This is a genomic window from Pseudoalteromonas sp. 3J6, assembly GCF_903995135.1.
In the GTDB taxonomy this organism is placed as follows: domain Bacteria; phylum Pseudomonadota; class Gammaproteobacteria; order Enterobacterales; family Alteromonadaceae; genus Pseudoalteromonas.
In genome coordinates, this window is sequence record NZ_LR877185.1 from 462,189 (window position 1) to 483,837 (window position 21,649).

Genomic DNA, 21,649 nt, shown 5'->3' on the forward strand with positions numbered 1-21,649 from the left:
TATGATAGATACATCTGTAATAGAACAACTAAAGTATGATGTTGGTGATAGCACAGCCATTGAACTGATAAGCGTTTTTGTTGATGAGTCTAAAAAGTTAGTGGCGCAAATGCTTTTCTCAACCGATGCCGCAGAAATTGAACTGTGCGCTCATAGCTTAAAAAGTAGCGGTTATAGTTTTGGTGCAACAAGATTAGCGCAAACGTGCCAGCTTATTGAGCAGCAAGTTAAGGTCAATGGTTTAAACACTGAGGTTGTAACCCTCTTAAAGTTAGCTGATGCACAAAGTAAAAAAACCTTCGAACATATGAGAGAACTTACCCAAAATCATTAAGCGTGTTTTTCAGTATTAAAAGAGCTTTTTAATAACTCTGAAAATACATTTTTTAGTTCATTAATATTATGTAAATGCTTGCCTGTTTCCTTACACTTCTCTCCCTGTTGTAAAATTTCAATAATGGCAGAAGGAGAAATACTTAAATCGTATACTTTAGTGGCGAGCTTCTTTTGTAACCAGTCAATGCCGGCAATTTTTGTATGTTGCATCACGCTGCTTTCTTGCGCTGTGTTTTCAATAAATACTCTACACGCAGAGGTTTTTTTTATTGCTTCAGTGATTTCTGTAATTAAAAAAGCAGGCATCACGCTAGTAATGATGCTACCTGGACCAATAATTATTAAATCGGCATCTAAAATAGCTTCAATAGTACCAGGTGCTGGCGGCACCGCTTTCGATAAGTAGATTGTACTTGGTAGTTCATTTAGAGCATCAATCGCGCATTCACCAAATACTTTTTCACCATTGTTTAGCTCGGCTACTAAATCTGTAGGTAGATCAGACATAGGCAAAACTGTCTCTTTATTTCCAAGCAAACGATTAAAAGCAGCAATAGCCTCAGTGGGAGACTGTGTTAGCTGGGTTAAACCCAATAGTGTTAAATTCCCTAAACTATGACCCGCCATATCGCCATGGATAAACCTATGCTCATACATAGCTTGGGCTTGCGTGCTTTCACCTGCAAGTTGAACACAGCAGCGCCTTATGTCACCTAAAGCGATACAATTTTGATCGGCTCTAATGCGACCGGTGCTACCACCATTATCGGTAGTTGCTACAATCGCTGTTAGGTGGCTACATAAGGGTTTTATCGCACTTAACACTTGTGCTAATCCGTGACCCCCACCAATACATACTATCTTCATAGTTATGCCTTAATGTATTTATTTATATTAATAAAGCAGAAATCATTCCACCCTGCCATAAAAATAACTCAATGATTTATATTAAATTTTGTTCTATATTAATTAGTCATAACATCGATTTTGGTATTATTTTGCAAAACGCGATGCATTTTAGCTGAGGGAATGAGTATGCAACGTAATGAATTAATTACGCTTACGGAACTACAGAAGCAGTTAGCGTTATTGCATCAGTGTGATGATGAAATTGATATTTTAGCTACTATGTCAGCTTTACTGCAGCCATTACTTCAATACCAAGACTGCATTGTTTTAAAAAAAACACATCATCATTTTTTAACTATAGGCACAACTAATATCGATTTTTATGAGAAAACTTGGCCACCATGTGCTGCATTTATTCAGGCTTTAAAAAAAGGTTACTCATTTAGTTGCAATCCATTGCCAGAACAATTAGTTACTTTATCAGCAGAGGCAAATAATCAGAATAAAAATACAGCGCTGTTAATCGGGATTGATACGGGTAAAGAACAATGCTTATTTATTTTCACTCATGTGAGTAACAAAATTAACCATAATGTTTTAGCTTCACACTCAATAATTTTATTTCTTCAGCAAGTATTCCACGCTTTTCTCCAATTAAATAAGCTACATGAACAAACTCATCAATCTGTTTTACTACTTGATAAATTTTCTCAGCTTTCTACTTTATTTAAAGAATTAGCAAGTGAGTGGTTTTGGCGAACCGAGCCTGATATGACTTTTACCAGCGTTAACAATCTGGAAAGGGAAGATAATACCTATGCGCAAATATTTATTAATAAAACCATTGAGTCTTTGCGCACTAAAAATGAGCAAAGAAACACACTAAAATGGCAAGCTTTTGCTGCTTTAATAGCTGAGCATGAGGATTTTAATGGTTTTGAGTTTGAGGTTAAGGCATCGACACCTTTGTGGGTATCGCTTAATGGTAAGTCGCAATTTGACGAAAACGGAAATTTCATTGGCTATTTAGGTATTGCCAAAGATATCACCGTCTCAAAAGAGCGAGAGACTGCACTTGAAAATGAAAAGCTTAAAGCTGAGGAAGCCAGTAAAACAAAAACAAAATTTTTAACCATCATGTCGCATGAAATAAGGACCCCCATGAATGCGATTATGGGGATGATAGAGTTATTAATAGATACCGATTTAACTCAAGAGCAACGCCAATGGTTGAATTATGCAAACTCTAGTGCTGATATTCTTTATGGATTAATTACCGACGTATTAGATTTTTCAAAAATTGAATCAGGGACTGTATTAATCGCCAATAAACCGCTAAATGTAAAACTGCTTATTGAGAACATCGTTGGGCAATTGCATATTATAGAAGACAGTGAAGATATTATTTTTTCAGTTTCGATTAATGACAATATCCCTACCTTTATTATGGGTGATGAATTTAGGCTGGGACAGATACTATTTAATCTCATTGGCAACGCATTTAAGTTCACTCGCTCAGGGCATATTGCATTATGTGTAAATATTGTAGATGACAACCTAAAATTTACTATTGAAGATTCAGGAGTAGGTATTGCAAAGAAAGATCTGAGTTTTATATTTCAGCCGTTTCGACAAGTTAACGAAGGTATAAATAGAAAAAATGAAGGAGTAGGATTAGGCCTCAGTATTTCAAAAAACCTAATCGAACTTATGGACGGCTCTATTAGTGTTGAAACTCAGCTAGGGCTAGGTAGTACGTTTACTATTTTACTGCCATTTAAAGAAGCGATTATTGATGAAATTAAACCCGATCTTTCATCAAAACAGCCTGTATTATCAGTTCTGGTTGCTGAAGATAATAAAACCAATCAAGTGCTTATTAAGGCGTTTTTACAAAAGCTAAATCACAAAGTCACGATTGCTAATGATGGAGTGGAAGCAATTGAGTTTATGAAACTCAAACATTTTGATTTAATTTTAATGGACATCATGATGCCGACTATGGATGGACTAAGCGCCACGCAGCATATTCGTCATGAGCTGTTAAGTGATATTCCTATTTTTGCACTAACCGCAAATGCTTCAACCGATGACAAGGCATCATGTTTTAAAGTAGGTGTTAATAAAGTGCTTACCAAGCCTATTAAGTTTGAAACCTTAAAAGCCTCTTTAAGTACGCTTTTATAGCCGGTAATAAAAAAGGCCATAATTAGGAATAATCATGGCCTTTTCTAACGTTATAGTTTGTTATTCAATATTCTGAATTTGTTTATCGATAAAATTTACAGGGAGGCAGGCAAGTCAAGGTCTGTAAGGAGTTTTTGTCTATTTAAAAGCTCTCTTACTCACCAGTGTACTCACCATAAGGAAATCGAAAAAAATTTATGAAAAAAATTAAAAAATGCTCTATTTCTAACTGGGAAAGTTGGGATATGGGAAACATAGCTAATTATCTGCATCAGTACAAACACAAAATGGTGAGTTCAAAGAGACATTCACAGACAACAAGCAATCGTTACGAGTAATCCAGAATTGTAACTTACTGCCTGCTTTAACTAGGTAACATTTATCGTTAGGCCAAACCTGTGTAAGAGTGGTACGTTCAATCGGCTTTGCCGACCTTGCTATATCAGCAAATTCTACTCTTTTAGCGTTCTTTATAAAGTCCATAGATTTCATATAAGCCCCTTTCGCTATGAGGTTGGTAAGTTTTAGGCGCTTGCCGCCTAAAGGCGTGCCATACCTCATGTTCAACACAGACTACGCAGAGAAAAGCCAGTCAAGCTAGAAATCGCCCGAAGGGTTGCGAAGCAAGGGGGCCCCGCTTGCGGGGTTCCGATTTATGGCTTTACAGGATTTGAACGAAGTGGTTTGGGGGTTAATTATTAAATTTATCAAAGTGTTTTATTGTCAATTTCTTATCAGAAGAACAAACAAAGCGTTTCCTCGAGCATTAGGCTAATAATGTAAAGTGATTACTAATGAGTCAGTTAAAAATCTCTGTACTTTTTGTTTATATAATCACTGGATTTTAACTTGTGTAGATAAAAATGAATTTCTTCAATTTAGGAAGCTCGTCTGAAGATCATCTAGGAAAGTATTTTTAGATATTCGTTTGAGATGTTTTCATGATAAAGCTAATTGCTATTAGATAAATACAACTTTAAAATCGAATCGTATGTGACTTATAGTCCGTAGACTCATAGTCTACAAGGTTGCAGTCTACCCCTTTTACTTGGAGGGGTATATGACGCAAAATGAAGTTTTAGCGATCTTTGGTACCAATGTTCAAAAAGAACGTCAGAATAAAGAACTGAGTCAAGAAACTTTAGCTGAATTGGCAGAGCTTGATCGAACTTACATTAGTTCTATGGAACGAGGGAAGCGTAATGTTAGCCTTGTCAATATAGTTAAAATTTCAAATGCCTTATCTATTTCCCCTTCGAAATTATTTGAAGGAATAGGGGAAATAGATGGATAATATTTCTAATGCATTTAATTTTTACAAAAAGCATATATACGATCCTGAGAAAATCGGTTTTCTTAAAGAGCATAATTTAAAAGTAGCGGGTCATGTGCATTCAGTAATCTGGGAGTTGTTTTGTGCGCTCATTACCGGAGAAAAGGCTGTGGGAATTACTGGAGCAGACCTCAAAGGTTGGGAGGTTAAGTCTGCAAAAATTGGTGGTAATTTTGAGTACCAATACCATCGTAGAGCTCATTTACAAAAACTAGAAGAAGATAAAATAGTAAACCATATTTTTTGCAGTTATTCTGAAGAGTATGACAGTGTCACTGTCAGAGCCCTGAAAGGCTCAATGCTTTGTGAGAAGTATTTTAATGTTTGGGAACCCTTATGTATCGAAAAATACAAGAACCCTGACAATTTGAGATTCAGGAAAAATGTACTTTTCTCATTTGTAAAGAATAATGGCTTAGTTGTATTAGAAATTCAGGGTGGAAATTTAATATTCAAGAATGATGACTTTAAGGTTGAATTAGATAATTTATGAAGAATTATGTCGAGTTTTTTGCTGGCGTTGGTTTAGTTCGCGAAGGTTTAGAGCAAGATCAGTGGCAATGCTTGTTTGCAAATGATTTATCATCAGATAAAAGAGAAACTTATATTGAAAATTTTGGTAATAATGATTTCCACCTAGATGATATTTGGAATATTGCTGAGAATGTTGAGCAAGTACCAGATGATATTTTCCTCTATACAGCTTCGTTTCCTTGCACTGATTTATCAGTGGCAGGAAACAGAGCAGGTTTAGCTGGTATTCATTCAGGAACTTTAAACGCTGTATTTGAAATCATTAGCCAAAAAGAAGCTATAAACCAAAAACCCAAAGTGGTACTGCTGGAAAACGTAAAAGGTTTTCTAACTTCACATAAAGGTGAAGATATTATTAATACTGTAAGGCTTTTTTCCGAGCTTGGGTATTATGTAGATATTGTTGAATTGGACGCATCATATTTCACACCTCAAAGTAGGCAACGCTTATTTATTATCGCGGTTGAACAAGAGTTGGCTCAGCAAGTGATGCTAATAAAAGATGAAAATGCTGTTCTAGACAACTGGTGGAGTTCATTTGCAAGATATCCACAACTGAGGTCAGAGAAACTGAAAAATGTAATTCTTAAATCCGAGAATTTGAATTGGGGCATATTCGATTTTAACTTTAATAGAGAAATAAATAACAAATTAGAAGAGGTAATTGAGACCGATATTCCTCGAGCTTCTGAGTTGTGGTGGAGTGAGGAAAGGAAGGAAAACTTATACCTGCAAATGAGCGAAGCTCATAAAGAAAAACTGCATAGCAATATAGATAATTACGCGTTAAGCTACGGCACTGTTTATAGACGGATGAGAAAAGGTAAGTCTACAGCAGAATATAGAACTGATGGTATAGCTGGTTGTTTAAGAACACCTAAAGGTGGTTCTAGCAAACAAATACTAATCCAGGCTGGGAAAGGTTCATGGAGTGTAAGACTTTTAACTCCTAGAGAATATGCTCGCCTTCAAGGCGTTCGTGATTCATTTAAATTACCCAGCAATATAAACAAAGGTTTATTCGCAATGGGGGACGCAGTATGTGTCCCTGTAATCAGGTTTTTGTCTGAAAATATATTGACGCCAATATTTAATCATTGGCAAGAAAAAATCAATAAAAAGTAATTATTTCGAGAGTTGTTATGGATACAATATCAATAAAAGGGTTTAAAGGATTTAGCGAACGAGTCGACATTGATTTAAAAAAATTGACAATTTTTTTCGGGTATAACAACAGTGGGAAAAGCGCTCTGTTAAGAGCAATCCCCTTGTTATCTGACAGCTTTAAAGATCACGCTTCTAATTTATACACTCATAGCTATTTAGACTATACCAGCTCATCATTGCGTGGAGCTATACATTCAGACATCCTAAATGAAAATTCTAAAGATATAGATTTTGAAGTCACTTGGCAAAGCAATTGTATTTCCTTTTCCCTGAGGCAAAATGCTCATGAGCATGAGTTTATAAATAAATTAGGAATTACAAAAGAAGGTATAACTAAAAATTATCTCCCATCTGAACAAAACTTTTCTGAATTTGAATGTGATGGAGAAAATAGCATTAGTCTAGAGTCATTTTTTTCTATATCTGATACTTGCATAAGAGAAAAAATAAGAAGGTCTTCAGCTTCAGTCTCATGGATATCATCTATTCGAACTTCCCCACCAAGAAGTTTTGATATTGGCTTAGGTATAAAAACTGGGGTGAATTATAAAGGTGAAGGTATTGGTGAGACACTTTGGTATATAAAAGGCAACTGCCCAGATGCTTTTGAGTTAATCAACACCTGGTTACTTGAAACCACAGGCCGAAAACTCAAACTCGATTCATCTTCAACTCAAAATGTAAGTACTGGTAGAGCAACAGTAAAGCTTCAAACCGTAGATAATGCAATTGAAAGTTCACCGGTTGATATAATAGATTCTGGCGAAGGGATCGCTCAAGCACTACCGGTTGTAACTTTATGTTCAATGGCAAAGTTTGGGTTGCTTGGCGAAGCCCCAATAATAACGATAGAGCAACCAGAACTTCATTTGCATCCTCAAGCGATTGTTACGCTCGCAGAGTTTATGATTAACATATTAAAAGATATGGAAAACATTAAGCTAGTTATCGAAACTCACTCCGAAAGTTTTTTATTGGCAATTCAGTCAGCAATTGTCAAAAGAGAGATTTCTAATGATGACCTTTCATGTTACTGGGTTGAAAAAGAAGATAATGTGTCGAGCATTTCTAATATTACTTTTGATGACGTTGGATATATCCAAGGAAACTGGCCACAAAGTGTATTCAGAGAAATAATCGCCCAATCAAAAGAACTCTTACAGGCTAGGGAGGAGCGGGAATGATACTTTGGCTCTTACCTGACGCTTTTGACGAAAGATATAGACAATATTTGGATACACTCAGAACTAATGCGATTAATAACAAGGCATTTTTAAAATTTGACATAGAAAATCCAGCTATTTCAAGGTGGACAACACAAAACAATAGTTCTGACTGGGAAGAAATTTATCGATGTTGGATTTCAGACGCTACAAAGTTTAAACAAACAAACATTGCACAAGTCTCTGGAAGTGTTACCAATTCAAACTTAGATTCCGACATCCCTATTTTAAGTCTTGAGGATGCAGCCAGACTAATTACGATCCCTTTATTTCTGAACTTTGAAAACGCTTATAATGACGTACAATTCATAAAATGTGTTGTAGATAAGTCAACAAGGAAACAGGTTTTTGAAAAGATTCACAATGCTGAAATTGTAACCAAAGGAGGAGGTATTGGAGAAGTTAAAAATGAATTACGAAGACAAACAAACCCTTTGATTCTTCGTTTTAAAATGTTTGTTTTAACGGATAGTGACTGTAAATCTCTTGATACTCCAGCAGCTGATGCTATTGATGTGGCTGAGATATGCGCTGCAAATAAAGTTGAATTTCATACTTTAAGAAGGCGTATGATTGAAAACTATTTTCCTTTAGAGTTACTGTATGAAAGTACGCCAACAGAAAGTTTAGATAATGACATCAATTATAAAAAAGTACGTGCATTTTATTCATTAAATACTGAGCAAAGATTTTGTATGCACTTAAAAAAAGGCTTGAATAGAACTGATCTGCACTCAAACATTTACGATGATTTACAGGATGAGACTAAACAACTACTTGGGGACGGGTTTAGGGGGATCGGTGATTGGTATAGTAGAGAAAACAAACAATATGTCATTCACAAGCTGATGCATCGTAATATTGAATGTAGAGAGGTTATTAACCTTGCTGCCAAAATTAAAAATTATATAAGGACACCAGCGTGAGTGATAAGTTTGTAATGGACCCTCGCGTATCATTTGTTACGCAAATCCTTGATGAAATAGAAGTTGGGATTATTAAAATTCCAAGATTTCAACGCGAGCTAGTATGGAAATGGGAACAACAAAGAGATCTACTTTGTAGTATTGTAGAGGGAATTCCTATCGGCTCGATACTAGTTTGGTCAACTAATCTAGATAATATAACTTCATACGATGCTATTGGGCCATTTAGGTTAAATTATGAAACCGATAATACTCACGTTTCACAACAAATGTATTTAATGGATGGTCTACAAAGGATGTCCACTCTGTATGCTTTAATTAAACATCCAGAACACACATCTGATGGTTCTGATTTATCAAACTATCAAGTATATGCCGATCTTGAAAGCAACTCTATTTCAAATATGTTTCTTAGAAAAGAGGAAATAATTAAAGAGGGAAATAACCCAGATTCATTTCATTACTTACCTTTGAAAGTTATTTTTGATCAGAAAAACTTGATGAGATTTCTTAGGAGTATACCGCCTGAAAGGGATTATTTAATTGATAAGGCTGATGACATATCTATTGCTTTTAAGAATTATAAAGTCCCAATGATACCAATGCGTTCAGATAAGCAAGAGTTGGTAACAAAAAGTTTCGAACGAATTAATACAAGAGGCACTGTGATGTCAGAAGCTCACATGCTAAATGCATTGAGTTACTCACCTGAATTTGAACTTTTAACATCTATAGAAAATCTTAAGAGTGAATACTTAGAAGAATTTGATAACGATAGCATTGATCAAACCTTTATATTGCAGTTACTTAAGCTTCAACTAGGTAAATCGATTTACGATAAAAATACAGACTCTTTGGCGAAAGAAGTTAATGAGAAATTGCTCCGTGATATATTTTCAGGTATCCAACTGTTGCTAAGATTTTCAATGGAGCAGTATGGAGTGTCCTCTATTAAAGTCTTCCCATATAAATTACAAGCGCTAGGTGTATGCCATGCATTAGTCAAACATCCAGATATTGACCAAGCGAAGCTTAATGCATGGATTACAGTGACTGCTTATACGAGCGCTTTTGGAACCACTGCACGGAATTCTGAGTCAGCTTTAAATGATTGGTTAATGTATCTGAAAACTAATGAGTTAAAATGGACTCTTAATACGAAACCATCTGTTTCATTATGGAAGGATAATGTTAGTTTCAGAAATACTAGATTTAAACTATGGGCACTTGCTCAAGCTCATAAGCTTGACTCTGATAAAGGGACTAACTTTGCTAAAGATTTTCACAAATTTAAAGGGAAAATATTAAAAAAGCCTACTGAAATTAAAGATAAAAGTAAGAGATCGGCGTTATATTTTATTACGAAAGAAAAAAACTTTTCATTGGCTGAACTTAACCCTAATGACACAGAAGCAATGTTTTTAAATGACAGCATGTTAGATGAAATTAAATGTCAAAAATTTGAGGAATTCAGGGAGCAAAGAGAAACTGCAATCTTTAATTATGAAGTAAGTCATATATTTACTCCTGCTGCTAATATTTTAAAATTGACAAACTATAAAATCGAAAATTAATCGAATATGACAAGTAAGCTAATAATATTGTTGTATTAAAACCTGTAGTTTGTGTTGAAAATAGCCCAAATATTGATAGAAAAACAGAGCACACCAGTTCTTAAGAAAAGCAGCCCAATATAATGGGCTGCGCGTGTAGGAACTACACGACTATCCTCGAAGGCTACAGACGATAAACCCTAACGTCTGATGGATTACGCGCCTCCAGGGTCGCACCCTGATGCACCATAGCCCTGTCTCATGCACCCAGGTGTGGGCCGTTACTATCGATAACGAATCGCGGTGTGCGCTGCCAACCACAAAGATAAACCACTTTCAAAAATAATGTCTGGAAAAACCCAGGTAAAATTGTCGGGGTTTTATTTCAAGGTGGATTGGCGACGAGTCGTCCCTACTCGAAAGAGGTAGGGACGACTCGCAGAGTCGCCCGTCGAGGCCACTGCTCATGATGCCTCGACACCCAATTCGCCTTGAAAAAATGCAGGGCCAGAAGAGGGATGGAGATTTGAGCGGGTCAAAAAGGTGTTGCAATCTCTGATCACTGTGATAATTTTAATATTGGACTAGCTCGAAATGAGCATAAAGAAAAAGGGCGTATTTCACTGCCCGCAACACGTTCCTGAGGAGCTGCACTCGCAGCATTATGGGTCACACGACCACCCCACTATAAACAACACAAATATAAACCACAGTAGTTCGCGCTGTATTTCAACAGAAATCACACGGCTCAGCTTTGTTGCTTTAGACCAGTTAGCCTTTATGTCTTTCGACAATATGCTCGGTTACGCACCGTTCATATGGCTTTAAAACTTACCTATTTTGGCATTTCGCCCCCTGGTCTTCGGTTTGGTGTTTTTCTCAATACTTTCAAAATTACTTTTTAAATTTATGAGGAACATGAAATGAGCCAATTAGGATATCGTCTTCACCAAATGGTAAACGACACACACCGCGAAAGTAGCTTTAGCACTAGAGCTACCCGAAGCAAAGTTTTAAACCTTGCTGCAACACAGCTGCTTAGCCACGGTTATAGATTAAGAGACCCATCAGGTCTTAAAACCAAACATATCAATCACCTTATAACGCGTTGGCAAGATGAAGGTTTAGCACCCAAAACGATTAAAAACAGAATGGCTGCACTACGTTGGATTGCCGAAAAAATAGGTAAACCTAATATCTGTTCACGTAGCAATGATGATTACGGTATTCCAAGAGTTCGCAACAACCCCATTGGCAAGTCAAAAACGTTAGACATGGATAAGCATGCGAAGATCAAGAGTGACTTAATCAAGCTTTCCCTGCGTTTGCAGCAAGAATTTGGGCTTAGAAAAGAGGAGTGTATGAAATTCAGCTTATCTTACGCTTTGATAAACGCTAACACTCTACAAATTAAAGGCTCATGGGCCAAAGGTGGCAAATACCGCAAAATTCCGATCTTAAAAGAATCTCAACGACAGCTTATTCGTGATATTGCAGCTGTTACTAAAGGCGCACTTATCGAACCTGACAAAAACTATAAATCACAAATGAAACAGTACGACCGCGAAACAATTCGAGTTGGATTAAATAAAAATCACGGACTGCGTCATCATTACGCAAGGGAGCGTTATTTAGAGCTTACAGGTTGGAAATGCCCTGCCGATGGAGGCCCACATAGAAAAGAGTTATCATCTCTTGATTATGAGCACGATATTAAAGTTCGGGAGCAAATTAGCCTAGAGTTGGGCCATGAACGATTGAAGATTACCTATGCGTACTTGGGCAGTTAAAATTAGGCATGCCTAATTTTGAATGGGCGAATAAACTAACTTCGCCCTAGTTTATTGCTCTACTAAACCTCAGTTTTTACATCCGTTTTTATCACAGTTGATTTTAGAGTGGGATTCTACCCAGTGGGTAGCTTCCTTTTTAGTATCAAAACCACATCCTGTTGTTCCACCTTTACTTCCTTTGTGAACAATTCCAGTTGGCACATGTTTAACAGTCATAATTCTACTCCATCAGATTGATTTAAAAATTAATGCTTATAAGTTAAGCATTAATAGGATGGCAATAACTGAGTAAAAAGCTAGTTATTTATTCTTATTTTTTGAGAAAAGTAAAAGTGTATATTTTGAATGATTTACTATAAATACATGAAATTTATTGTTTTTAAAGTTTCAAATTTTAACGTGTGAGACATCTTCCATATTGATTTAAAAGGGTTTATTAGCTTAACTAAAGGCAAGACCAATTATCGACCGAATTAGGCATGCCTAATTTTAGGAGTCTCATATGTGGAAAAAAGCGTTAAAAGTAACAGGGGTGGTGGCACTAGGTGTTGTTGATGTTTTGCTATCAGTTTCTGAAGAAAATGACCAGCTAGATGAATTGGATGATGGTATGGGTAACATTATTGCAGATGGTGAAGAGATGACTCGCGCAGAAGCTGAAGACGCTAAAGCTCGTGGCGAGCTCTACGATACCTACCTATGAATTAGGCATGCCTAATTTTGAGAGAAGAAATGATGACAAATAAAGAGCTTTGGCCATTTAAGCCTGTATACGATGAGCTGAAGATTCGCTTAGCTGGTATTGAGGGCGAGTGTGAACCATTAGGTTTAGAGGTTGATCTTCGCAATGAAACGGAAGAAGAGATGTTCATTGCTTTAACCACACAAAAAGCGTTTGCATTTGATGTTATGAATGAACATGACGATATTTGGGATATCCGATTGGAATCCTTTTCAAAGTTCAAAAATCGTAGCACTCAGATTTTCTTTCCTTTCACAGGTCTTAACCCAGCTAAACGGTTGAAAATTAGTAATTGGATTTTAGAGCTTTGTAATTGGGAAGGTAATATCTACTTGGGTAATACAAGACACTAAGGTGCACTTATGACTGATTATGAATGGTTTCAAATGTGGGTGTTAATGGTGCTGGCTATTCGCGCTACTCGCCACTACGTCAAACTAAAGCATGACCTATTTGAAGCAATTAAAAAAGGGAGAGTCTAGTGATAGCTCCGTTGCTTACAGGATGCGCCATGGTCTTGGCGTTGGTGATATTTTTTGCTTTGCTATTTCATTTTAATCGCGACAATCTCAATAAATTCGACTGATACCTAATCATTCCTAGAAAAAAATTAGGCATGCCTAATTCTTGGCACCCAAAAACAGCTGTTTTCTCCTACTTTACGTGAAAATTAAATCCCTGAAACGGGTAAGTCTTGGCGTTTTTTTAACGCTTAGAAAAACCCCTCGAAAGTAAGGGGGGTTTTTCCGATCCAACCTGTCTCAAACCGTGTCAACCTAACTCTCAATGATTCAAGTAATAAAAATGCGTTGATTTTGAGAGGTAAAACTTATGCTAAAGGCAAAACCCGATGGTATCTACTCCCTTAACAAAGATGGTGAAGAAAGAAAAATATCTGGGCCAATAGAAGTGAAAGCGATTGTTTCTTCCCATGATAAGAGAGATGACTTCGGACGGCTATTAGAGTGGAAAAACTACTTTGGTTTACCAATTCGAGAAGTACTGCCAATGGGAGAAGTTGATGACAATTTTGCAAAAAAATTTAAAAAGAGGCTCCTTAGGTCTGGTTTTCACATCACGCCAGGAAAAAACTCGTGGGAATCTCTTTTAGCCTACCTAATCGAAACTCCATGTAATCTGCATGCTTACAGCTCAAGGCAAAGTGGTTGGGTTGATAGGCAATTTGTGACGCCGGATTGGAGTATTGGCCAGTACGATACTCCAGCAGTTTATGTTGGTGATTTTGCAGGTGATAGCTTAGTTGAATCAGGCTCACTGTTGGATTGGCAGCAAAATATTGGAAAGTATTGCCGAGGTAATCCAATCATGATTCTTGCTGTATGTACTGCACTTGCGGCTCCTATTATTGGGTGGACTGATTTAGAGAGCTTTGGAATACAAATCGTCGGAAGTTCAAAATCAGGCAAGTCTACGGTGATGAAAGTGGCTGCCAGTATCTATTCAGATCAAACCTACTGGGAGACTTGGAGCACCACTTCTAACGGTATTGAGTCTATCGCTCGTGCGCGAAATAACATGCTGCTTTGTCTTGATGAATTTAAGCAGTGCCCTGCACAAGAGATAGGTCAGCTAATCTACCACTTGTGTAATGGCGTATCAAAACTAAGAAGCCAGCAAGATGGCGCCCTAGATAAGCGTTATCGTTGGCGCACAATATTTCTTAGTACCGGGGAGCTTACACTTGAAGAGCTTTTGTTAGGCATTAATCAAAGTGTTAGTGCAGGGCAGTCAGTCCGATTGATAGAGGTTCCAGTATTTAGCAAATATGATGCTTTCGAAAATACTCATGGATTTAGTTCGGCTAAAGAATTTGCTGAGTACTTATCAGCCAGCATAGGTAAATACCATGGAACTTTCATTAAATCGTGGGTGGAAGCTCTCTCAGATTTTGATTGCCCAAACAATGAAGTTATTAAAGAGTACAAAAATATTCGGGAGCAGTGGCCTTGGCGAAAAAACATTGAGAGCCAAGCTAATAACGTTTTAGATAAATTTGCTCTGCTAGCGGCCGCGGGGGAAATTGCCATAAATTTAGGACTGTTGCCATGGCACTTGGGGGAAGCTAAAGATGCATTAGAACAAGTAGCAACAATTTGGTTAGATGACCGAAATAGCACCGAAAATTCAGAAAGTAAGAAAATTATTAAAAAGCTTATCAAGCTAATCAATAAATGGCGGCATAGCCTGAGTCCTCGGGGAGAATCACATAATGGGAGCATTGGATTCTTCGAATCAGAGCAGGAACTGGCTTGGTACATTCCTCAGCAGTTATTCAAATCGGAAGTAATTGAGTCCGTTGCTCATGAATACAGTCAAACAGTCCATTACATGCTTCAAAAAGGCTGGGCCATTTCCAATGAGGGCACGCGACGCACATTTAAAATAGGAGGAGAGCGGTTTATTAAGCTTTTTCCCGAGAAAATCTGTCGTGAATGCGGTGAAAGTGTAGATCTATCCCACTTTTATCCAAATGATAACTCTTTGAATAGTAATACCAATCCCACTTTCCCAGCTTCCCAGAGCGAGAATTACTAATGCTTACTGACCAACTATTTGACGAAATAAAATGCATTATTGAAAGCCAACTTTGCAAAGTAGCACTCAACAGCAAAGAGTTTCTTACATTTGACGAGTGTGTCCAGTACACAGCACTGAGCCCGAATTTCTTGCGTCAACAAGTTAGAGAAGGGTTGCCCTACTACAAGCTTGGAGGCCGGCGAACCTTTTTCAAGAGAACAGAAGTTGATACTTGGATACTAAAGAATCGCGTGGAATTGGGAGATAAACATGAATAACGAGTTATTTGAAAAACGAGCGGGCATTTTAAAGCTTTATGGCGAAGAAGAGCGGCTGATAAGCGAGACTGAGCGCTGCCGCAGAACCGGCATAAGCCGCACTACCTGGTGGCGTATGCAAAAGGCGGGAGAAACTCCGCCAGCCTCTAGTGTTGGTAAGGGGAAAGCCCGCTGGTTGCTGTCTGATATTTTGCTTTGGATTAACAAATAAATGGTTTAGGCTTCGATGAGTTGACAGATAGCCTATTGATAAAGGAGCAATTATTGAAATATTTAGCAAATGTTGAGGCGAAGGTATTCCATCGTCATTTTTCTGAAGATTCGTTCGATGAAATAAAAAAATTGAATAATATTAAGAGTTTGAAAGTTGCTACTTATGGACCCGCAAAATCCCTGTTTTCAACAGTCAGGTTTATAGTAGAAGACCTTGCTTCAGAAAATACTGAGGTTGAAATTTTATATGGTATTTCCAATTTCAACCATACAAATACTGAAAATGAGGTGAAAGCTTGCCTGAAAAGACTTACAAAAAGTGAATTTAACAATGTAAAGCTCTTTTTGCATTCAAGATCTCATGTTAAAGCAATCAGTGCAGACAGTGACCTTTATCTTGGATCTCAAAATGTTGCTACTACCTCTAAGCCAATGCACGAATTGAGTGGTGAAGGATACAAAACATTGTTTTCTAGTCACGAGGTTATTATTAAAATAAGTGATAAAAACAATGAGTTAATTAGGGGGATTTTAAAAAACCTAACAGACGATAATTTTTGTTGTACGTTATTTGAAAGAAAGCAGTGCATAGATGATATAGATTTTAAAATGCTTAGGTACTGGTATGATTACAACGAAATATTAGATTATCTGAGTTTTTTTGAAGGGATTGTTAAACAATACGAAGGCTTTACCTTTACTAGTGAAATTTCATCCGAAATAGAAGTTGAAAGATTGCATGAGATTCTTAAGTTATTGGCCGATATTTTCCATTCAAATAGCAGTGATAAAACTTTAAGTCTTGTAAATGATTTAATCGAAAACACTTACGCAGAGTCATTTTTAGATGAGTCCACATTAGATAAAATTAGCAATTTAGAAGGGATTATAGAAGAAATAATAGAGTTGAATGAAGCTAGTCCAAACCAAATCCAATCAGCCAATTTGGAAAAGGCTAAGGAATTAATTCAACCTTCGGATGTTTTTATGATAAATGAAGACGAACTGGAAGATATTATTTATAAAATTAAAAATACAATAGGTTATGGGTATGCAACTGACAAAGAATCCTTTCTAGAATTCTGGGAGCATGAAATTATAGATCACATTAATTCTAACCCAGGTGATTTTGATTTATCCGATTATCCTATAGGTGAAGATAGCCGCACACATGTAAAAGATATTTCCATAGCGGTAAGTCGTGAATTTATCTCACTAGACCAGCAGGTCTATCTTTTATCCCCTCAGATAAAAGAGCTTACCGAACAAGTGTTGGATAAGGTCATACCGGTTCTTGTTGAAATACATGAAACAAGGGTGTCAGAAGCGTACGAAATTCTAGAATCAGCAATCGCCGAACATAAAGAGAAGGTCGAGCGCTTTGATATGAATTGATTAATAATATACCTTAACCCGCATAAGCTTTGCCTCTTCACTACTGAAGAAGAGGCTCTAAAGTTACAGATACTGCTTGGTGAATTTCCTTCCTCTGTTCAAAAAAGTCATGCTTGTTGTAAATTTCATCTAACTTACTGATTTGATGATTTAAGCAACGCTCTAAATGATCATCTTGAAACTTCAGCCCAGCCCCAATAGATCTGAAAGTGCGCCGCAGATCGTGAACTCTAAAATGCTCTAAGTCACCCATAAGGTTTGGTGGTTGAACCTTTTTACTACGATCTATACCGAACAGTGAATTTATTGCGCTGTTGATAGTATCTGAACCCATATACGGTTTACTGCTTTTGCGCCTAGCTGGAAATACATAACTTGAACCATGTGAACGAACTCTTAGTTCTTTAAGCCATTCTACAGCGAGTGATGGTAACGGAATTTTTATAGCTCTAAAGTTTTTCTTGGTACGCTCTTTTGGTAGATACCAAACCGCGTTATCTAAATCAAATTCATACCATGGAGCCTGAATTAATTCAGATTTACGTACACCTAAAGCTACCAACAAACAACAGGCTAGGTAGTTGTCGCGAGTAAAAGATTCGGGGTATTTTCGGAATACGCTGAATGCTTGTTCCACCTCATTAATATTTAATACTCGTTCTCGTGATGACTCATGTCCTCCAGCATCCTTATAGGTAAAAGCTGATGCAGGGTTGTTCAGTGTAATATTCAATTGTATGGCATGTTTAAAAAGGTTATTAAGTAGATCGAGAACATCATTTGACACTGTAGGTCGCCCACTATCGGTAATGATATTTAGGATATCTCGAATGTGGAACGCATTAACCTGCTCAACTTTAAGGTGACCAATGAATTTGGCTACATTGTTGTTATATTTACTTTTCGGGATATCAGGCCTTTTTAATCGTTTGAGCAGCTTATTTTCATACATATCTTGAAATAGCTCGTTAAAAGTCATCCCGTTATGTTTAGTCAGAGAGCTCAATGATAGTGGATCAATGCCTTCTCTTAGCATAGCTCTAATTGTTTCAGCCTCACCCCGAGCTTCAGCGAGTGTCAGTTGTCCGAATTTACCCAGAGACTTTTCCCTCCTCTTTTCGTTAAAGGTATATCTAAGGGACCAGTAAGGTTCGCCACGCTTCGGAACGACGAACGATAACCCATTGCCATCGGATGTTTTGCTGTGCTGACCTTTAGCAAGTGTGTTGACTTGTTTTACTGTTAAATTTGACATTTTTTCACCTCTTGTACTCACCAGTAGTTTGAGACTAGCAGTGAAAAATACTCACCACAATACTCACCAATTGGATGAAACAGAATGAAAAAATACGGAACGATAAAAAACAAAACCTCGCTATAAAGCGAGGTTATTCAGGTGTTTATGAGTGTTTTTGAATATTAGTGAGCTTTATTCAATATTCTGAATTTGCTCACGCATTTGCTCTATCAATACTTTTAGCTCAACTGCAGCATTGGTGATGTCGCTGTTGATTGATTTAGAAGCTAGGGTATTTGCTTCACGGTTAAACTCTTGCATCATAAAATCTAAACGACGACCACAAGCACCACCTTTACTCAAAATTTTACGTGTTTCTTTAACGTGCGATTTTAAACGATCAAGTTCTTCTGCTACATCTTGCTTTTGTGCAAGATAAATCAGTTCTTGTTCAAGACGTGACTCATCAATATTTGTTGTTAAATCTTCAAGTTTTTGTACTAACTTTTCACGTTGCCATTTAGTAATTTCTGGCATGTGGGCTTCAACAATATCAACTTGCTCTAAAATGGCGGTTAATCGTGTAGTTATCATTTCTTCAAGGTTTGCACCTTCATCACCACGTGCCGATTTAAAGTCTTCAATTACTTGGTCAAGCCCAGTAATGAGCGCTGTATTTACACTATCCATATCAATTTCTTGCGCTTCCATCACGCCAGGCCAACGCAAAATGTCAACAGGATTAATATCACCATTGCTTTGTTGTTGTACCCACTTAGCACTATTAATTAGCTGCTCAGCAAGAGATTGATTAATTGATAATTCACCAACATGTGCAGGGTTTGCTACAAATTTTAAGAAAACTTCGACCTTACCACGCTGTAAGTGCTTACGCAGACGCTCGCGTATAACGGGCTCCATGCCACGAAATTGCTCTGGTGCACGAATAAAGGTTTCAAGATAACGTTGGTTCACTGAGCGAACTTCCCACGTGCCAGTGCCCCATTCGCCTTTTATTTCGCGACGCGCATAAGCTGTCATACTGTGGATCATGGATGTTTTCCTACATTTTTAAATACAATATTACGATTATTATACCGTAACACTGCCCAAGCTCTAAAGAAAATTTAACACTGCTGAGTGTTTTTTAAACACACTTTAATATAAATCAACATGGCATCTGTATTCACATCAACATATAATGTGGCAAATTCAGAATTAAGGGGATCGTCAATGCGTCCAAGCGAAAGAACACCTAATCAAATTAGACCGGTTACGTTTACACGTAACTATACTCTACATGCTGAAGGTTCAGTATTGGTAGAGTTTGGCAACACTAAGGTACTTTGTACTGCGACAGTTGAGGCTGGCGTACCACGCTTTATGAAAGGCCAAGGTAAAGGTTGGGTAAACGCAGAATATGGCATGTTACCGCGCGCAACACACACACGTAATAGTCGTGAAGCAACGCGAGGTAAGCAGGGCGGTCGTACAATGGAAATTCAGCGTCTGATTGCTCGCTCTTTACGTGCAGCAATCGATCTAAAAGCACTCGGTGAAAACACAATTACTATTGATTGTGATGTAATCCAAGCTGATGGCGGTACACGTACAGCGTCTATCAGCGGTGCATGCGTTGCGCTAGTTGATGCACTAACGTATATGCGTGCAAAAGGGATGATTAACTCAAACCCACTTAAACATATGATCGCTGCTATTTCTGTTGGTATATATAAAGGCCAAGCGATTAGCGATTTAGAATACCTAGAAGATTCTGACGCTGAAACTGACATGAATGTAATTTTAACTGAAACCGGTAAAATTATTGAGGTACAAGGAACCGCTGAGGGTGAACCTTTCTCGTTTGACGAACTTGATGAGCTACTTACACTCGCTAAGCATTCAATTCGTGAAATTATTGATGTACAAAAGCAAGCACTAGCATAAATAGGTAACTGGCAATGAAAGAATATCAAAAAGAGTTTATTGAGTTTGCTTTAGAAAAGCAGGTATTAAAGTTTGGCGAGTTTACTTTAAAGTCTGGCCGTACTAGCCCTTACTTCTTTAATGCGGGTTTGTTTAATACAGGTCGTGACTTAGCGCGCTTAGGTCGCTTTTATGCAGCGGCACTTGAAGATGCAGCAATTGAATATGATGTACTATTTGGTCCTGCTTATAAAGGTATTCCAATTGCAACAACAACCGCAGTTGCGTTAGCAGATCATTATAATAAAGATGTACCTTATTGCTTTAACCGTAAAGAGAAAAAAGCACACGGTGAAGGTGGTAGCTTAGTTGGATCTGAACTTAAAGGTAAGATCATGTTAGTTGATGATGTGATCACTGCCGGTACAGCTATTCGCGAGTCAATGGAAATAATTGCGGATAATGGCGCAGATTTAAGTGGTGTTTTAATTGCACTTGATCGTCAAGAAAAAGGTAAAGCAGAGCTTTCTGCTATACAAGAAGTAGAACGTGACTTTAATACCCAAGTTACTTCTATCGTTAAATTGGCTGATTTAATTAGTTACCTAGAGCTCCAAGGAACTATGGATGAGCATTTAGCCGCGGTAAAAGCTTACCGGGATCAATACGGTGTAGCATAAATAGTAGCCTCGCAAATGCGGGGCTTTATTTTGCCTAAAATAGAGCAACAGTAACTCCTACTTATATTAAGGCTTTGCTAATACATATAAACAAAAGCCACCTTCAGGTAGACACTATTAACAGCCGTGACTTTATAAATACTGTGGCATCACTCTTACCTACTTCAATTCACCGTAGTAACATTTACAAAAGTTAGCTGCAGCGTCTTATTTTCTAGACTTTGTTATATATGGGATCTATTCGGGTAGATTATTGCTAGTGATCATTATGATCATCTTAGTTATGAGTGTTTTAATAAAGCTTATTCAAGTTGATACAATGATTAAAGGCTTAAGTTTCGCGTTTATTGTTAATAAATTGATAGTTATGTTGTGTTTTTAGCACCTATCGTTCAAATATCCAGCGAACAGTCATTTATTTCAAGTTTTCTTCAAAAAAGGGTTGATCTGTTTTCGGATCTCCCTATAATGCGACCCCACTGAGACGGCAGAACGCAACGCATAGCGAGGCACGAGCTACTCAGTGAGTCGAGTAAAACTTAGTTCTGAAAACTTTCAAGTTTAGCAAAATTAAGTGTTGACAAAAAAATAGGAAAGCGTAATATGCGCAGTCCTAGCGAGATAAAGTTTAACGCTTTAATCGCAACGTTCTTTAACAATATAAAGCAATCATCTGTGTGGGCACTCGTACAGATTGAGTTCTAACAGCCAAGCTTAGTTTACTAAGTGAGGCAAACAA

21 protein-coding genes are annotated in these 21,649 nt (G+C 37.4%); 16 read left to right on the forward strand and 5 right to left on the reverse strand.

Annotation, left to right across the window (positions count from 1 at the left end; all coding sequences use genetic code 11):
• Position 1: 1 nt before the first annotated feature.
• Positions 2-334, forward strand: coding sequence for an Hpt domain-containing protein (locus tag P3J6_RS02120; protein ID WP_198522107.1), 333 nt, complete (start codon positions 2-4; stop codon positions 332-334).
• Here P3J6_RS02120 and P3J6_RS02125 read toward each other — a convergent pair.
• On the reverse strand, positions 331-1,203 hold the full coding sequence (locus P3J6_RS02125; protein WP_198522108.1) for a gluconeogenesis factor YvcK family protein: 873 nt from the start codon (positions 1,201-1,203) through the stop codon (positions 331-333). The genes P3J6_RS02120 and P3J6_RS02125 overlap by 4 nt on opposite strands.
• A gap of 168 nt (positions 1,204-1,371) precedes the next feature.
• Here P3J6_RS02125 and P3J6_RS02130 point away from each other — a divergent pair, with 168 nt between their 5' ends.
• Entirely contained in the window at positions 1,372-3,372 is a 2,001-nt protein-coding gene (locus P3J6_RS02130; protein WP_198522109.1) for an ATP-binding protein, read from the forward strand.
• A gap of 258 nt (positions 3,373-3,630) precedes the next feature.
• On the opposite strand, the gene P3J6_RS02135 is transcribed toward P3J6_RS02130, so the two are convergent.
• Entirely contained in the window at positions 3,631-3,864 is a 234-nt protein-coding gene (locus tag P3J6_RS02135) for a hypothetical protein (RefSeq protein WP_198522110.1), read from the reverse strand.
• A 568-nt stretch (positions 3,865-4,432) separates the two neighbouring features.
• On the opposite strand from P3J6_RS02135, the gene P3J6_RS02140 reads away from it, so the two are divergent.
• From P3J6_RS02140 to P3J6_RS02170, 7 genes are all read left to right on the forward strand, one after another.
• Positions 4,433-4,666: a helix-turn-helix domain-containing protein gene (locus P3J6_RS02140; RefSeq protein WP_198522111.1), complete on the forward strand. Its 234-nt coding sequence runs from the start codon at positions 4,433-4,435 to the stop codon at positions 4,664-4,666.
• The gene (locus P3J6_RS02145) at positions 4,659-5,198 is read left to right on the forward strand and encodes a hypothetical protein (RefSeq protein WP_198522112.1); all 540 of its coding nucleotides are present in this window, start codon (positions 4,659-4,661) and stop codon (positions 5,196-5,198) included. Before P3J6_RS02140 ends, P3J6_RS02145 begins: the two co-directional genes overlap by 8 nt.
• Complete coding sequence (locus tag P3J6_RS02150) at positions 5,195-6,364, forward strand: DNA cytosine methyltransferase (protein WP_198522113.1); 1,170 nt, start codon at positions 5,195-5,197, stop codon at positions 6,362-6,364. Before P3J6_RS02145 ends, P3J6_RS02150 begins: the two co-directional genes overlap by 4 nt.
• A 17-nt stretch (positions 6,365-6,381) precedes the next feature.
• On the forward strand, positions 6,382-7,590 hold the full coding sequence (locus P3J6_RS02155; RefSeq protein WP_198522114.1) for an AAA family ATPase: 1,209 nt from the start codon (positions 6,382-6,384) through the stop codon (positions 7,588-7,590).
• Positions 7,587-8,555, forward strand: coding sequence for a hypothetical protein (locus P3J6_RS02160; protein WP_198522115.1), 969 nt, complete (start codon positions 7,587-7,589; stop codon positions 8,553-8,555). Before P3J6_RS02155 ends, P3J6_RS02160 begins: the two co-directional genes overlap by 4 nt.
• Positions 8,552-10,129, forward strand: a complete 1,578-nt coding sequence (locus tag P3J6_RS02165) for a DUF262 domain-containing protein (protein WP_198522116.1) — start codon at positions 8,552-8,554, stop codon at positions 10,127-10,129. Before P3J6_RS02160 ends, P3J6_RS02165 begins: the two co-directional genes overlap by 4 nt.
• A 902-nt stretch (positions 10,130-11,031) precedes the next feature.
• Positions 11,032-11,898 (forward strand): phage integrase N-terminal domain-containing protein, encoded by an 867-nt coding sequence (locus P3J6_RS02170; protein ID WP_198522117.1) that lies wholly within the window; start codon positions 11,032-11,034, stop codon positions 11,896-11,898.
• Positions 11,899-11,967: 69 nt separating this feature from the next.
• Here the strand turns inward: P3J6_RS02170 and P3J6_RS02175 are convergent, their stop codons facing one another.
• On the reverse strand, positions 11,968-12,117 hold the full coding sequence (locus tag P3J6_RS02175; RefSeq protein ID WP_198522118.1) for a hypothetical protein: 150 nt from the start codon (positions 12,115-12,117) through the stop codon (positions 11,968-11,970).
• 286 nt (positions 12,118-12,403) lie between these two features.
• Here P3J6_RS02175 and P3J6_RS02180 point away from each other — a divergent pair, with 286 nt between their 5' ends.
• From P3J6_RS02180 to P3J6_RS02200, 5 genes are all read left to right on the forward strand, one after another.
• Positions 12,404-12,604, forward strand: a complete 201-nt coding sequence (locus P3J6_RS02180) for a hypothetical protein (protein WP_198522119.1) — start codon at positions 12,404-12,406, stop codon at positions 12,602-12,604.
• A gap of 29 nt (positions 12,605-12,633) precedes the next feature.
• Positions 12,634-12,996: a hypothetical protein gene (locus tag P3J6_RS02185; RefSeq protein WP_232735460.1), complete on the forward strand. Its 363-nt coding sequence runs from the start codon at positions 12,634-12,636 to the stop codon at positions 12,994-12,996.
• 478 nt (positions 12,997-13,474) lie between these two features.
• Entirely contained in the window at positions 13,475-15,199 is a 1,725-nt protein-coding gene (locus tag P3J6_RS02190; RefSeq protein WP_198522120.1) for a DUF927 domain-containing protein, read from the forward strand.
• Between the two features lie 252 nt (positions 15,200-15,451).
• Complete coding sequence (locus P3J6_RS02195) at positions 15,452-15,670, forward strand: helix-turn-helix transcriptional regulator (protein ID WP_198522121.1); 219 nt, start codon at positions 15,452-15,454, stop codon at positions 15,668-15,670.
• Positions 15,671-15,723: 53 nt separating this feature from the next.
• Positions 15,724-17,067: a hypothetical protein gene (locus P3J6_RS02200; RefSeq protein ID WP_198522122.1), complete on the forward strand. Its 1,344-nt coding sequence runs from the start codon at positions 15,724-15,726 to the stop codon at positions 17,065-17,067.
• A gap of 40 nt (positions 17,068-17,107) precedes the next feature.
• Here the strand turns inward: P3J6_RS02200 and P3J6_RS02205 are convergent, their stop codons facing one another.
• Both P3J6_RS02205 and P3J6_RS02210 read right to left on the reverse strand, forming a co-directional pair.
• Positions 17,108-18,322 carry a tyrosine-type recombinase/integrase gene (locus P3J6_RS02205; RefSeq protein ID WP_198522123.1) on the reverse strand — a complete coding sequence of 405 codons (1,215 nt, stop codon included), beginning with the start codon at positions 18,320-18,322 and terminating at the stop codon, positions 17,108-17,110.
• 174 nt (positions 18,323-18,496) lie between these two features.
• The gene (locus tag P3J6_RS02210; protein WP_054202964.1) at positions 18,497-19,357 is read right to left on the reverse strand and encodes a YicC/YloC family endoribonuclease; all 861 of its coding nucleotides are present in this window, start codon (positions 19,355-19,357) and stop codon (positions 18,497-18,499) included.
• Between the two features lie 180 nt (positions 19,358-19,537).
• Here P3J6_RS02210 and rph point away from each other — a divergent pair, with 180 nt between their 5' ends.
• Together rph and pyrE are read left to right on the forward strand one after the other, a co-directional pair.
• Positions 19,538-20,251, forward strand: a complete 714-nt coding sequence (gene rph, locus P3J6_RS02215) for a ribonuclease PH (RefSeq protein WP_008111261.1) — start codon at positions 19,538-19,540, stop codon at positions 20,249-20,251.
• Positions 20,252-20,265: 14 nt separating this feature from the next.
• A complete protein-coding gene (gene pyrE / locus P3J6_RS02220) occupies positions 20,266-20,910 on the forward strand; it encodes an orotate phosphoribosyltransferase (protein WP_054202965.1) in 645 nt (214 codons plus the stop codon).
• Positions 20,911-21,649 lie beyond the last annotated feature (739 nt).